This is a genomic window from Paracoccus jeotgali (assembly GCF_002865605.1).
Classification (GTDB): domain Bacteria; phylum Pseudomonadota; class Alphaproteobacteria; order Rhodobacterales; family Rhodobacteraceae; genus Paracoccus; species Paracoccus jeotgali.
On record NZ_CP025583.1, the window covers coordinates 1465686 to 1479231 of the forward strand.

A 13546-nucleotide genomic window follows, 5' to 3' on the forward strand; every position below is an offset into this window, starting at 1 on the left:
TTGTGACTCGGGCGCGATCTTGTAGGATTTCGGCGTCCGCGCGCATTCTGCGCCGCGACAGACAACAAGGGGCGTGAAAGCCCCGCGCACAGGAGCAGACGATATGAAGAAACTAGCGCTTGCGATGATCGCCCTTGGCGTTCTGGCCGCTTGCCAGCCCCGCCAGCCCGAAGTGATCACCACCAGCCCCGCCGTCTCGGTCGAGCCGGTGTATCAGGGCAAATACGGCGCCAACTGATCCGAACCGCCGTGCGGGCGGGCCTGCCCGTCCCGCGCGGCCCCCGGCCATGACAGGACCGACGCCAGACATGCAGAAACATCGCGGCTTTCCGTCCCGCCTGCCCTCGACCGATTACCAGTTCACCATCCGCCGCGCCAATGCGAGCGGCGCGACCAAGCTGGTTGCGCGCGAACGCTATCGCGACCGCAGCCCGGCCGACAGGCGCGCGGATGCGGGCTTTCTGGCCGCGCTGATCGCGCATTTCGGCGAGGACGAGTTCGAGCGGGGGAACCTGGACGCCGGGCGGCTGTCCTGGCTGCTGGGGCGCGAGGTCGTGCCGGTGGGCAAGCTGGACCCGACCTCGTATGAGCAGCTTTTCCGCCTTGACCTGAAGCGCGCCGAGGCCAACTTCCCCGAGCTTTTCGCCCGGCACGACGACGCAGAGGACGATCCCGACGCGGATGGCTGGGACGATGAGGATGACGACGAAGAGGACTGAAAACGCGGCGCTTCATCGGTGGCGCGTCCGGAGCCGTTGCATTTTGGGCAGCTTGCTGCCGGTCGAGCGGGTTTCACGCGCTTGTCAGTTTTCGTTCCCGGACAGCTATGGCAAGGTCAGGCCGTCAAGCAAATAGGCCCGGAAAGGGCGTTTTTCATAAAGGCAGTGTACCAAAATGCAGATCAAAACCAGTCTCCGCCTCGTCGCTGCGTTTGCGGCAATTGCAGCCGTCTCGGCCTGTGCGACCGACCCCTATGGCACCGGCGCGGGGCTGTCGCCCGACGCGCAGCGTGCGCTGATCGGCGCGGGCGCGGGCGCGGTGGCTGCCAAGGCATTGGACGAACGGGTTGCGACGGGCGCGATGCTCGGCGCGGCGGCCGGCGCGCTGTGCGATGACGTCGGCGTCTGTCAGCAACGCTGATCCGACCCCCTAACCCAGAACAGGTGAATCACATGACCACTTTCAGGCTTTCCGCCCTTGCGCTGACCCTGGCGCTTGCCGCCGCGGGATGCACGCAGAACATCAACCCGACCGATGTCGACCGTGCCGCCATCGGCGCCGCCGCCGGCGCGACCATCGCGCATGTCGCCGGCAAGAGAGAGAGCGACGTCTATAAAGGCGCCGCCATCGGCGCCGCCGCCGGCGCGCTGTGCAACGATGTGGGCGTCTGCCAGTAAGGCTTTCGCGACATGACAGATCAAACGCCCGGCGCAGCGATGTGCCGGGCGTTTTCGTTTCGCTTTCTTGCCCTGTCTCTCGGCTGTGCTAGAGATTGGCGGAAATAACGCACGTTCGCGAAAGGGACCATGACACCGCCGCTGGATCATCTCTTGTCGCCGCAGGCGCAGTCGGCGGTCATCGCGGGCAGCTTTCTGGCGGCTGGCTGGTGGGTGGTGGCCTGGCAGAACCGCCGCCGCGACCGCAAGAACCGGGCCGAGCGGGTGCGCGACGTGCAACGCGCGCTGTTTGCCGAGATCCGCGCCTATCTGGCGGTGCTGGACCGCGACGACATCGCCAATTACGGCGCCGCCATGGCCGAGCGGATCGAGATGGAGGAGGGATTTTTTCCCATCATCCCGACCGAGCATAACGACGCGATCTTTCGCGCCATCGTCTCGGACATCCACGTCCTGCCCCGCGACACCGTCGATCCGGTGGTGCTGTATTACAGCCAGCTGAACGCGATCAGCGCGATGATCGCCGATCTGCGGGCGCTTGACGTCGAACGCATCGGCCCGGTTCGCGCCGGGGCGATGTATCGCGACTATATCTCGATGAAGTTGGGCGCGGCCGAGTTGGGGGCCAGCGCGATCAAGGCAATCCTCGCCAATATGGACGGCACCGGGCGTCCGGCGACCTGGCAGATGCCGCGCTAACCCCGCGCGGCGCCGCTAGCGATCAATAGCCCGGACGCGGGCCGGTGCGGACACGGATCGGCTTGGGGGCGTAATTGGCGGACATGGAAACCTCCTGCATTCGGTCCCTGTCAGTAACATAGCGAATCCGTTGCGGTTTTTCAATCGCGACCGCACGCGATCAGCGCAGCAGCCCGGCCCGGCCGATCTCCTGCAGGCGCAGCGGGAACTTGTCGATCGCGCGAGAGATCTCGCGCACGCTCCACGGTTGGGGCTTGCGCTGCTTGACCTGCCCATCCTTGTCCATGATCACCAGCGAAAAGCCGCGCGGATGCAGGCTGCGCCGCCAGATGCTCGGGTCCGCCGGATCGGTGTCGGTGATGACGACGACATCGCGCTGCACCAGCGCCGCCGGCCGGTCGCGCAGCTCTTGCAACTGGCGGACGAAGGCGGGATCGGCGTCGGTATCGGCAAAGACCACGACCGGGCGGGCCTGCCACATGAAATCCTCGGGCGCGACCTCGGCGGCGTTCAGGATGTCGAGCGTGATCAGCGTCTGATCGCTGCGGACCTCGGGCGCGCGGGGGGTCTGCATGGCATCGACCTCGGCCGCGCTTGGCGGATTGACCCGCCGCGGGGGCGCGTCGTCGCGGCCCGGACCCATCGCGCCCAGCATCATCGCCGCCGCCAACATCATCAGCACATGTTTCATCGCCACCTCGTTCTGGCACAACATATAGGGTCGAAGTTGCGGAATGGCACCCCTCGTTCCCGCCGCTTTGGGTGCAAATTCTCGGCAGACAAGCCGCGGAGGCTGCGCTAGCAATAACGCATGACGATGCCGCGCGCCAATAACCGCCTGCCCACTGATTTCGCCGCCGCGCTCGGCCATGCGGTGTCGGGCTTCGGCTTTCTGGAAGAGGCGCTGAAGCGGGCGATCTTTTCGCTGTCGCTCGAAGGGCTGGGGAAAAAGCCCGACGACCGCGCGCTTGCGGCATTCCTGCAACGGATGGAAGAGATCGGCGACGACACCATGGGCACGCTGATCGACCAGTTTCTGGCCCAGGCGGGGCGTGCCAGGATCGCCGACCGCAAAGAGCTCGCCGCCGATCTGCGCCGCATCCGGCACAGCCGCAACCTGCTGTGCCATGCCTCGTGGAAGGTCAGCCCGCGCAAGGACTACTGGCATCCCTCGTTCCTGAACACCCGCGGCGAGGTCTATCCCGACGATCTGTCCGTCCCCGATCTGGACGCGATCCACGACCTGACGCTGGCCACCGCCGCCCGCATCATCGAGATCATGCGCGCCACCGGCATCGAGGGCGAGTGGCTGGGCGCCTCGGGCGCGGTCGAATGAGCCTAAGCCGTCCCCGCCCCGCCCGCGCTGCCGCGTTGCAACGCCCGCCCCGCCGCGCTAAGCAGCGCCCAATTCATGCAAGAGGCTTTCATGTCCGCCCCCATTCGGCTTGGCATTGCCGGGCTTGGCACCGTCGGGATCGGTGTCGTGAAGATCATCCAGAAGCACGCCGAGCTGCTGTCAGCCCGCTGCGGATGCGAGATCGTCATCTCGGCCGTCAGCGCCCGCGACCGGCGCAAGAACCGCGATGCGGATGTCTCGGGCTATGCCTGGGTCGATGACCCGCTGGAACTGGCCGCCCGCGACGATGTCGATGTCTTTGTCGAGCTGATCGGCGGCGATCACGGCGTCGCGCGCGAGGCGGTCGAACTGGCGCTGAAAACCGGCAAGGACGTCGTCACCGCCAACAAGGCGCTGCTGGCGATGCACGGGCAAGAGCTGGCCGAACTGGCCGAGGAACAGGGCCGCGTCATCCGCTTCGAGGCCGCCGTCGCGGGCGGCATCCCGGTCATCAAGACGATGACGGAATCGCTGGCCGGGAACCGGATCAGCCGCATCATGGGGGTGATGAACGGCACCTGCAATTACATCCTGACCCGGATGGAAAGCGCCGGTCTGCCTTACGAGACCGTCTTCGACGAGGCCCGGCGGCTGGGTTATCTCGAGGCCGATCCGCAGCTGGACGTGGGCGGGATCGACGCGGCGCACAAGCTGGCGATCCTGTCCTCGATCGCCTTCGGCACCCGCGTCGCCTTTGACGGGGTCGAGATCGAGGGGATCGAGCGGATCAGCATCGACGACATCCACCGCGCCGCCGATATGGGCTATCGGATCAAGCTGCTGGGGGTCGCACAGATGACGGCGCGCGGGCTGGAACAGCGCATGTCGCCCTGCCTGGTGCCCGCCGACAGCCCCCTTGGGCAGTTGCAGGGCGGCACCAACATGGTGGTGATCGAGGCCGACAGCGTCGGCCAACTGGTCCTGCGCGGGGCCGGCGCGGGCGAGGGGCCGACGGCCAGCGCGGTCATGTCCGACATCGTGGAACTGGCGCGCAAGGTCCGTGTCCCGGTCTTCGGCCAGCCCGCAGGCTCGCTGACCCGCGCGCAGCCTGCCCGCACGGCGGTTCCGGCGGCCTATTACCTGCGCCTCGCGCTGCTCGACAAGCCGGGCGCCTTGGCCAAGGTGGCGGCGGTGCTGGGCGATGCGGGGATCTCGATCCACCGGATGCGGCAATACGACCATCAGGGCGGCACCGCGCCGGTGCTGATCGTCACCCACAAGACCACGCCCGAGGCCATCGACCACGCCATCGCCGAATTGCCCCGCACCGGCGTCATCGCCGCCGAGCCGGTGGAGCTGCGGATCGAAGAGGTGCAGAGCTAGGCGCGCGCGCTGCTTTGGTGCGCCAGCCGACGTGCCGTGCCGGCCTTTCTACGCGGCCGAACAGTTCCTTCGCGGCCAAGCGCCCGGCCTGACAGCTTGCCCGGCTGATCCCTTGGCTGCGGCTGACGCGCCTGCGCCGCGTCCCGGTGCGACGTGAGCGGCTTGCTGCCTGCCCCCCTACCTGAACAGGATCAGGCTCGCCGGGGACCAGCCGATGCTGGCGCGGGTGCCGACATCGGGGATGTCGCGGCCAAAGACGTTGCGCATCGAGATCCGCACCGGCTCGGATTTGGTGCCGTCCTCTTCGTCGATGCGGACGTCGTAATAGGTCATGTCGCCGTAATAGACGACCTCGTCGATGACCCCGCCATTCTGCCGCGGCGCGGTCTGGGGCTGGCCTTCTGGGAAGATGCTGACCGCCTCGGGGCGGAAGCCGATCATCGGCGGGGCGCCCGGCTCGTCATGGCGGGCGACGCGGCTTTCGGGGATCTCGATCTCGCCCAGACCTTCGACATCGACATGGATCACGCCCTCGCCTTCGGACAGGATCGTCGCGGGCAGGAAGTTCATCACCCCGATGAAATCCGCGACGCGCCGGTCGACGGGGCGGGAATACAGCGACTCCGGCTCGTCAAGCTGCGCGATCTGGCCTTCGAACATTACCGCGATGCGGTCAGACATGACCAGCGCCTCTTCCTGATCGTGAGTGACCAGAACGAAGGTGATGCCGACCTGACGCTGCAGCTTGATCAGCTCGACCTGCATCTGCTCGCGCATCTTGCGGTCCAGCGCCGAAAGCGGCTCGTCCAGCAGCAGCACCTTGGGCTTAAGGATCAGCGCCCGCGCCAGGGCCACACGCTGCCGCTGTCCGCCCGACAGCGCATGGGCACGGCGCTTGCCATAGCCGGTCAGCCCGACCATCTTCAGCGCCTCTTCGACGGCGGCGTCCTTTTCGGCGCGCGGGCGCGGGTCGCGGCGCAGGCCGAAGGCGACGTTCTCAGCCACGCTCAGATGCGGAAAGATGGCGTAGGACTGGAACACCATGTTGGTCGGGCGCTTGTTCGCCGGCACCCGCGCCATGTCCTTGTCGTCGATCAGCACGACCCCGGACGAGATCCCCTCGAACCCCGCGATTGTGCGCAGCAGCGTCGTCTTGCCACAGCCCGACGGCCCGAGAAGCGAGAAGAACTCACCCTCGCGGATGGTCAGGTCGATGCCGCGCAGGGCGTGATAGTCGCCATAATATTTGTGCAGGTCGCGGCATTCGATCATCGGTCTCGCCGCCTGCAACTCCGCATAGCGCGTGGCCGATTTCGCCTTGCGCGGCGAGCGGACCGGCGCGGCGGTGGTCGGGATGCGGTTGGAATCGTTCACAGGAAACCCCCATGGCCTTGCCGGCCGGTCCGTGCCGCGCCGCGGCGGCGGAAATATTCGGCTGCGGTCAGCAGCAGGATCGACATCAGCACCAGCACCGTCCCCAGCGCCATGATGACCGGGATCGCCTTGGGAAAGCGCAGCTGGCTGAAAATATAGGTCGGCAGCGTCGGCTCGTTCCCGGCGAGGAAGAACGCGATGATGAATTCATCCAGCGAGATGGTGAAGCTCATCAACAGGGCCGAGATGATGCCCGGCATGACCAGCGGCAGGATCACCAGCCGAAACGCGCTGAACCGCGTCTCGCCCAGATCCTGCGCGGCCTCTTCCAGCGATTTGTCGAGGCTGTTGAAGGCGGTGGTCAGGATCGCAATCGCGTAAGGCAGGCAGATCAGCGTGTGGCCCACGATCACGGTCAGGACCGACAGCTCGACCCCGATGGCCAGCAGCACGACCAGCAGCGACATGGCCACAATGATCTCGGGCAGCACCAGCGGCAGCATGATCAGCCCCATGATGCCGGTCTTGGCCGGAAAGTTGTAGCGCGTCGAGGCCCGCGCGGCGAACACCCCCAAGGCCGTCGCCAGCACCGCCGAACTGACCGCGATGGTCAGCGAGTTGAAGAAGGCGCGGCGCAGCGTCGGGTTGGCCCACATCTGCGCGAACCAGTCGGTGGTGAACCCCTTCAGCGGAAAGGCGATGATCGTGCCAGAGTTGAAGGCAAACACCGGCAGCAGCGCGATCGGCGCATACAGAAACAGCAGGTAGATCAGCGAATAGATGCGCAGCCCGTTGCCCCTCATCACGACCTCACCCTGAGAAAGCGGCGGTTGAGCAGCAGGAACAGGACGCTGAGGATCGCCACGATCAGCATCGCCGTCACCGCGACCGCCGAACCAAGCGGCCGGTTGTCCAGCGCAAGCATCTGTTTTTGCACCATATTGGCGATCATCGGGATCTTGCCGCCGCCGATGAGTTCCGGCGTGACATAGTCGCCGATGGTCGGGATGAACACGATCAGCGAGGCCGCGATCACCCCCGGCATGGCCAGCGGCAGCGTCACCCGCCAAAAGGTCATCATCCGCGATTCGCCCAGATCCCGCCCCGCTTCCAGCAGCGAGCGGTCGATCTTTTCCAGCGCCACATAGATCGGCAGGATCGCAAAGGGCGCATAGGCATGGGCCAGCGTGATGACCATCGCCTGCACGTTGAAGAGCAGGAACGACAGCGGCTCGTCGATGACGCCGATCCCGGTCAGGGTGGCGTTGATGACGCCGTTATGGCCCAGGATCACCTTCCACAGGAACACCCGGATCAGATAGGAGGTCCAGAACGGGATGGTGATCAGAAAGATCCACAGCGCCTTGCGTTCCGGCGGCACGACGAAGGACAGGAAATAGGCCACCGGAAAGGCCAGCAGCACCGTCGCCGCCGTCACCGCCAGGGCCACCCACAGCGAGCGCAGCAGGATCTTGTGAAAGACCGGATCGCTCAGCACCGCGCGGTAATTCTCGAAGGTGAATTCGTGAATCACCTCCAGATAGCCGTCGCGGAAGAACGAATAGGCCAGAATCGTCGCCAGCGGTGCGGCCAGCACCAGCACGGCATAGATCAGCGGCGGCGAGACCATCGTCAGACCCTGACGCGCCTCGGTATCGATGCGGGGTGCTGACATCGTCTCTCCCTGTGGCAGACTTGCGGACCAAGCCTTTCGGGCAACTCTATAATCGGATCGGTGGATTTGAAAAGCCGCTTTGCCCGATCATGGCGGGGCGGTCGCCTGCCTTGGCTTTCAGGGCAGGTGGGCGCCTTTCATCTCGACAGATCGCTGCGTGCATGCTTGAGTGTCGGGCAATCGGGGCCAGCAAGGATGCCCCTGCTGTGGAGGAAACATGACAACGAAATCAACACTCGACCGCCGGCGCTTCCTGTCCCGCGCAACCATCGGCGGCGCGTCCGCGGCGGCTGCCTCGACGCTTGCCGCGCCCGCACTGGCGCAGAGCAGCCCCAAGATCAACTGGCGCATGACCTCGTCCTTCCCGCCCTCGCTCGACAACCTGTTCGGGGCGGCGGGCGACCTGGCCACCATGGTCAGCGAAGCGTCCGAGGGCAATTTCGTCATCCAGCCCTTCGCCCCGGGCGAGATCGTCCCCGCGCTGCAGGCCGCCGATGCGGTCAGCGACGGCACGGTCGAAGCGGCGCATTCCGTCGGCTACTACTATTGGGGCAAGGACCCGGCCTGGGCGCTTGGCTCGACGGTGCCGTTCAGCCTGTCGGCGCGGGCGCAGAACGCTTGGCTGTATCACGGCGGCGGCAACGAGATGTTCAACGAATTTCTCGACCAGTACAACATCCACGCCTTCCCCGGCGGCAATACCGGCGTCCAGATGGGCGGCTGGTATCGCAAGGAAATCAAATCGGTCGAGGATCTGAAAGGCCTCAAGTTCCGGGTCGGCGGATTTGCCGGCAAGGTGCTGGAAAAGCTGGGCGTGGTTCCGCAGCAGTTGGCGGGCGGCGACGTCTATCCGGCGCTGGAAAAGGGCACCATCGACGCGGCCGAGTTCGTCGGCCCCTATGACGACCAGAAGCTGGGGCTCGCGCAGGTCGCGCCCTATTACTACTATCCCGGTTGGTGGGAAGGCGGGCCGGCGGTCCACTTCATGTTCAACAAGGAAAAGTTCGAAAGCCTGCCGCCGCAGTATCAGTCGCTGCTGAAAACCGCCTGTCAGGCGGTGAACGGCAACATGCTGCATGAATATGACTGGCTGAACCCGCCCGCGCTGAAAGAGGTCGTGGCCGGCGGCGCCAAGCTGATGCCCTTCCCCGAGGATGTGATGCAGGCCTCGTTCGACGCCGCGAACGAGATCTATGCCGAGCTGGACGAGACCAACCCGCACTGGCAGAAGATGTGGGCCTCGATCAAGTCGTTCCGCAATGACTGGTATCTGTACAACCAGACCGCGGAATACACCTATGACACCTTCATGATGATCCAGCAGCGCGCCGGCAAGCTGTAAGCCGCGGCCTGTCGTGACGGTTGCGGGGCGCCTTCGGGCGCCCCGTTTTGCTGTGGGCCTGCCCGGCCCGTTCCCCCTTTTCAAACCGCACCGATGCTGCTATGCGCGCGGCTTCGGCCTCACCCTTGGAGGAGGCCGCCAATCGTGAAAGGAACACATCATGGCCAAAGAGATCCCAGATCTGGTGGCCGAGGCACGCACGGGGACAGGCAAGGGGGCCGCCCGTCAAGCTCGCCGTAACGGCAAGGTGCCCGGAATCGTTTATGGCGACCACAAGGACCCGGTCGCAATCCAGTTCGACTTCAACCAGTTGCTGACCAAGCTGCGCGCCGGTCGGTTCCTGTCCACGCTGTGGAACCTGAAGGTCGAAGGGCAGGAAGACGTCCGCGTCATCTGCCGCGGCGTTCAGAAGGATGTCGTGAAGGATCTGCCGACGCATATCGACTTCATGCGCCTGCGCCGCACGTCCAAGATCAACCTGTTCATTCAGGTCGATTTCATCAACCAGGACAAATGCCCGGCGCTGAAGCGCGGCGGCACGCTGGTGACGGTCCGTCCCGAGGTCGAACTGATGGTGACCGCGGGCGATATCCCGGAAAGCATCGTGGTCGATCTGGAGGGCCGCCAGATCGGCGAGACCATCCACATCAGCGACGTGACCCTGCCCGAGGGCGCGGTTCCGGTGACCGACCGGAACTTCGTGATCGCGAACCTCGCGGCGCCGTCGGCGCTGCTGTCCGAAGAGGGCGCCGAAGAAGCCGAAGCCCCCGAGGTCGAGGCGGAAGCCGAAGCCCCGGAAGCCTGATCTTCCGGCAGAAACGAACAGGGCGGTGCCTGGCACCGCCCTTTTTCATTGGGGAATGGCTTTCGCCGGGTGCCGGATCAGCCGCGCGCGTCCCGCGCCCCGTCAGCCGCCTCGGCGCAGGCGTCGATGGCATCGACCGCCGCCTGCCAGGCCAGCAGGATCGAGGCATGGCGATTGGGATAATCCCGCGCCGGGATCAGCGCCTCAAGTCCGGCGAAAGGTGCGTCGGGGACGGGCCCTTCCTCGCGCAGCATCTTTTCCAGCTGCTCGGTCGCGCGGGCGAGATCCTCGCGGCTCGCACCCAGCACCGCCTGCCCCAGCACCCCGGCCGAGGCCTGCCCCAGCGCGCAGGCCCGCACCTCTTGTCCGAACCCGGCGATCCGCCCCTCCTTCAGCCGCACATGCGCCGTCACCGTCGAGCCGCATTGCGGCGAGCGTTTCATCGCGCTTCCCTGCGCGTCGGGCAGCGGCCCCAGATGCGGAATATCGGCAGCAAGCGCCAGGATCCGCTTGGAGTAGAGCTGCATCATGTCAGCGTCGGCCATGGTTTCCCCCGCGTCGTTCTCGGTCTAGATAGGGATCCGACAAGCGAAAGGAAAGCCGATGTTCGATCCCGCGACGCTGCGCTATGACGTCAACGGGCTGATCCCGGCCATCGCCCAGGACGCCGAGACCGGCGAGGTGCTGATGCTGGCCTGGATGAACGCCGAGGCGGTGGTGCGCACACTGGACAGCGGCCGCGTCACCTATTGGTCGCGCTCGCGGCAGGCGTTGTGGGTCAAGGGCGAGACGTCCGGTCACGTCCAGAACCTGCGCGAGATGCGGCTCGATTGCGACCGAGATTGCCTGCTGCTGCTGATCGACCAGACCGGCCCGGCCTGCCACACCAACCGGCGGTCCTGCTTCTATACTGCCCTGCGCGACGGGGACGAGGTCGAAATCATGGCGCCGATGCCGACCACCGCCTGATCTTGTTGGAATATTAATCTCTGCGTGCTGTGATCGCCCCGTCAACTCATGCGGCCGTGCGCCGCCAAGGGAACGGGATCGAAAATTGCAGGATTTCTTCATTGTCTGGGCCGAAAAGCTCATCACCGTGTTCGTCGTCGTGGCGCTGATCGCCGTCGGCGGGGCCGGGCTGTTCATGATGCTTTCGAACACGCCCGAGGGTGGATTCTTCATGGGGCTGATGGCGATGCTCTTCGGCGCGCTTTATGTCGTGATCGTCGCGGGCGTCATGTTCGTGGCCTTCGGCATCTATCGCAACACGCTGGAGACGAACCGCCTGCTGGCCGAATTGCTGCGACGCTAGGTGCCGATGGGCTGCAGCATCTGACGAACCTCCGCCGGGGTGACGCCCGCCTCGCGCAGCGCGCGCAGAGATCTGGCGTTGTCGCGCTTGGCCAGACGCTTGCCATCCTCGTCTCGGATCAGCCGGTGGTGGCGGTAGCGGGGCTGCGGCAGGTCCAGCAGCGCCTGCAGCAGAACGTGGATCCAGCTCGCCTCGGCCAGATCCTGCCCGCGCGTGACCAGCGTGATCTCCTGCGCCGCGTCGTCGACCACGACCGACAGATGATAGGACGTCCCCATCCCCCGCCGCGCCAGCACCACATCGCCGATGCCCGACAGAAACGCCGCGCGGGACAGATGCTGCGGCCGGCTATCATGCAGGCTCAGCCGCTCAACCCCCAGCAGGTCAAAGGCGGCGGAAGCGTCCAGCCGGATCGCCTCATCGCCCGTCAGGCCGCGCACCGGGCGCCCGCGACAGCTGCCGGGATAGACCAGCCCGTCGGGCCCGAGGATCGGCGCGCCTTCCTGCGGAGCCGACAGCGCCGCGCGAATATCGCCCCGCGTGCAACTGCAGGGATAGGTGACGCCCATCCCCGTCAGCCGGTCGAGCGCCGCCGCATAAGCGTCCAGCCGGTCGGACTGCCGCATGACCGGCTGCGGCCAGTCGAGGCCCAGCCAGTGCAGATCGTCATAGATCGCCCTTTCAAACTCGGCGCTGCATCTCTCGCGGTCGATATCCTCGATCCGCAGCAGGAACGCGCCCGGTGACGCGGCCTGCGCGGCAAAAAGCGCCGCATAGGCGTGCCCCAGATGCAAAAGCCCGGTAGGCGAGGGCGCGAAGCGGGTGCGGATGGTGGCGTCGGTTACTGCGCCGCCAGCCATGCGCTGAAATCCTGCTTGGCGCGGTCGGTATAGGCCGGGTAGCGCGCCTTGCGCCCGCGCCGTCCGCCCTTGGCCTCGACCGGCGGGAACAGCCCGAAATTCACGTTCATGGGCTGGAAACTGCGCGCCTCGGCCCCGCCGGTGATGTGGTGGACCAGCGCCCCCATCGCCGTCGTCCCCGGCGGCGGTTCAAGGTGCGCCCCCCGCGCCTCGGCAATCGCCAGCCGCGCCGCCAGCAGCCCCATCGCGGCGCTTTCGACATAGCCCTCGACCCCGGTGATCTGCCCGGCAAAGCGCAGATGCGGTTTCGAGCGCAGGCGCATCTGGCCATCCAGCAGCCGTGGCGAGTTCAGGAAGGTGTTGCGATGAATCCCGCCCAGCCGGGCAAAGCTCGCCTCTTGCAGGCCGGGGATCATGCGAAAGACGCGGGTCTGCGCGCCGTATTTCATCTTGGTCTGGAAGCCGACGAGATTATACAGCGTCCCCAAGGCATTATCGCGGCGAAGCTGGACCACCGCATAGGGTTTCTGCGCCGGATCATGGGGATTGGTCAGACCGACCGGCTTCATCGGGCCGTGACGCAGCGTTTCGCGCCCGCGTTCGGCCATGACCTCGATCGGCAGGCAGCCGTCGAAATAGCCGGCGGTCTCGCCCTCGCGAAACTCGGTCTTTTCCGCCTCGAGCAGCGCGTCGATGAAAGCCTCGTACTGGTCACGGGTCATCGGGCAGTTGATATAGGCGGTGCGCTCGGCCTCGGTCTCGCCCTTGTCGTAACGCGACTGGCGCCAGGCGATGCTCATGTCGATGGTGTCGGCGTGGACGATGGGCGCAATGGCGTCAAAGAAGGCCAGCGCGTCCGACCCCGTCTCGCCCTGAATCGCCTGCCCCAGCGCGGCCGAGGTCAGCGGCCCGGTGGCGATGATCCAGCGCCCATCGGCGGGCAGCTCGGTGATCTCGCCCGGCACGACGCGGATCAGCTCCTGCGCGGTCAGCGCGGCGGTCACGTCGGCGGCAAAGGCCTCGCGGTCGACGGCCAGCGCGCCGCCCGCGGGCAGCTTGTGGCGGTCGGCCATCTGCATGATCAGCCCGTCCGCCTGCCGCATTTCCCAATGCAGCTGGCCGACGGCATTATTCTGGTCGTCATCCGAGCGAAACGAGTTCGAACACACCATCTCGGCGAAATCGCCGCTTTTATGGGCGAAGGTGGCGACAAGGGGCCGCATCTCGTGCAGCACGACCGGCACGCCGGCGCGCGAAAGCTGCCAGGCGGCCTCTGATCCGGCAAGACCGGCACCGATGATGTGAACAGGTTCCATGCGCCGGGGCTAATCCTTGTCAGGCAAAGGCGCAAGGGTCGGGCGCA

At 66.1% G+C, this 13546-nt stretch carries 18 protein-coding genes; 11 read left to right on the forward strand and 7 right to left on the reverse strand.

Annotated elements, in window-relative coordinates; genetic code table 11:
• The first annotated feature begins 103 nt into the window (after positions 1-103).
• The 5 genes from CYR75_RS16630 (at position 104) to CYR75_RS07205 (ending at position 2096) form a co-directional block, all read left to right on the forward strand.
• Positions 104-238, forward strand: coding sequence for a YajG family lipoprotein (locus tag CYR75_RS16630; RefSeq protein ID WP_264080913.1), 135 nt, complete (start codon positions 104-106; stop codon positions 236-238).
• Between the two features lie 70 nt (positions 239-308).
• Positions 309-719 carry a hypothetical protein gene (locus CYR75_RS07190; RefSeq protein WP_101499430.1) on the forward strand — a complete coding sequence of 137 codons (411 nt, stop codon included), beginning with the start codon at positions 309-311 and terminating at the stop codon, positions 717-719.
• Between the two features lie 175 nt (positions 720-894).
• A complete protein-coding gene (locus tag CYR75_RS07195; RefSeq protein WP_101499431.1) occupies positions 895-1140 on the forward strand; it encodes a hypothetical protein in 246 nt (81 codons plus the stop codon).
• A gap of 32 nt (positions 1141-1172) precedes the next feature.
• Positions 1173-1397, forward strand: coding sequence for a YMGG-like glycine zipper-containing protein (locus tag CYR75_RS07200; protein WP_101499432.1), 225 nt, complete (start codon positions 1173-1175; stop codon positions 1395-1397).
• Between the two features lie 129 nt (positions 1398-1526).
• Entirely contained in the window at positions 1527-2096 is a 570-nt protein-coding gene (locus CYR75_RS07205; RefSeq protein WP_101499433.1) for a hypothetical protein, read from the forward strand.
• Positions 2097-2256: 160 nt separating this feature from the next.
• On the opposite strand, the gene CYR75_RS07210 is transcribed toward CYR75_RS07205, so the two are convergent.
• Positions 2257-2811 carry a DUF4174 domain-containing protein gene (locus tag CYR75_RS07210; protein ID WP_225972891.1) on the reverse strand — a complete coding sequence of 185 codons (555 nt, stop codon included), beginning with the start codon at positions 2809-2811 and terminating at the stop codon, positions 2257-2259.
• 96 nt (positions 2812-2907) lie between these two features.
• Between CYR75_RS07210 and CYR75_RS07215 the strand changes: the two genes are divergently transcribed.
• A complete protein-coding gene (locus CYR75_RS07215; RefSeq protein WP_101499434.1) occupies positions 2908-3432 on the forward strand; it encodes a hypothetical protein in 525 nt (174 codons plus the stop codon).
• A 90-nt stretch (positions 3433-3522) separates the two neighbouring features.
• Positions 3523-4815, forward strand: coding sequence for a homoserine dehydrogenase (locus CYR75_RS07220; RefSeq protein WP_101499435.1), 1293 nt, complete (start codon positions 3523-3525; stop codon positions 4813-4815).
• 177 nt (positions 4816-4992) lie between these two features.
• Here the strand turns inward: CYR75_RS07220 and CYR75_RS07225 are convergent, their stop codons facing one another.
• The 3 genes from CYR75_RS07225 to CYR75_RS07235 all read right to left on the reverse strand — a co-directional run bounded on the left by CYR75_RS07225 (position 4993) and on the right by CYR75_RS07235 (position 7864).
• Positions 4993-6087, reverse strand: a complete 1095-nt coding sequence (locus CYR75_RS07225) for an ABC transporter ATP-binding protein (protein WP_101500927.1) — start codon at positions 6085-6087, stop codon at positions 4993-4995.
• A gap of 98 nt (positions 6088-6185) precedes the next feature.
• Entirely contained in the window at positions 6186-6992 is an 807-nt protein-coding gene (locus tag CYR75_RS07230; protein ID WP_101499436.1) for an ABC transporter permease, read from the reverse strand.
• Entirely contained in the window at positions 6992-7864 is an 873-nt protein-coding gene (locus tag CYR75_RS07235; protein WP_101499437.1) for an ABC transporter permease, read from the reverse strand. Before CYR75_RS07235 ends, CYR75_RS07230 begins: the two co-directional genes overlap by 1 nt.
• Before the next feature lie 217 nt (positions 7865-8081).
• Between CYR75_RS07235 and CYR75_RS07240 the strand changes: the two genes are divergently transcribed.
• Both CYR75_RS07240 and CYR75_RS07245 read left to right on the forward strand, forming a co-directional pair.
• Entirely contained in the window at positions 8082-9206 is a 1125-nt protein-coding gene (locus CYR75_RS07240) for a TRAP transporter substrate-binding protein (RefSeq protein ID WP_101499438.1), read from the forward strand.
• Positions 9207-9366: 160 nt separating this feature from the next.
• Positions 9367-10011: a 50S ribosomal protein L25/general stress protein Ctc gene (locus CYR75_RS07245; RefSeq protein WP_101499439.1), complete on the forward strand. Its 645-nt coding sequence runs from the start codon at positions 9367-9369 to the stop codon at positions 10009-10011.
• Positions 10012-10088: 77 nt separating this feature from the next.
• Here CYR75_RS07245 and CYR75_RS07250 read toward each other — a convergent pair whose 3' ends face one another.
• Positions 10089-10556: an iron-sulfur cluster assembly scaffold protein gene (locus CYR75_RS07250; protein ID WP_101499440.1), complete on the reverse strand. Its 468-nt coding sequence runs from the start codon at positions 10554-10556 to the stop codon at positions 10089-10091.
• 58 nt (positions 10557-10614) lie between these two features.
• Here CYR75_RS07250 and hisI point away from each other — a divergent pair, with 58 nt between their 5' ends.
• Together hisI and CYR75_RS07260 are read left to right on the forward strand one after the other, a co-directional pair.
• Positions 10615-10980, forward strand: a complete 366-nt coding sequence (gene hisI, locus CYR75_RS07255; RefSeq protein WP_101499441.1) for a phosphoribosyl-AMP cyclohydrolase — start codon at positions 10615-10617, stop codon at positions 10978-10980.
• Between the two features lie 85 nt (positions 10981-11065).
• A complete protein-coding gene (locus CYR75_RS07260; protein ID WP_101499442.1) occupies positions 11066-11323 on the forward strand; it encodes a hypothetical protein in 258 nt (85 codons plus the stop codon).
• On the opposite strand, the gene gluQRS is transcribed toward CYR75_RS07260, so the two are convergent.
• A complete protein-coding gene (gluQRS, locus tag CYR75_RS07265; RefSeq protein WP_101499443.1) occupies positions 11320-12183 on the reverse strand; it encodes a tRNA glutamyl-Q(34) synthetase GluQRS in 864 nt (287 codons plus the stop codon). The two genes, CYR75_RS07260 and gluQRS, sit on opposite strands and share 4 nt — an antisense overlap.
• Positions 12165-13499, reverse strand: a complete 1335-nt coding sequence (trmFO, locus tag CYR75_RS07270; protein WP_101499444.1) for a methylenetetrahydrofolate--tRNA-(uracil(54)-C(5))-methyltransferase (FADH(2)-oxidizing) TrmFO — start codon at positions 13497-13499, stop codon at positions 12165-12167. Before trmFO ends, gluQRS begins: the two co-directional genes overlap by 19 nt.
• Positions 13500-13546 lie beyond the last annotated feature (47 nt).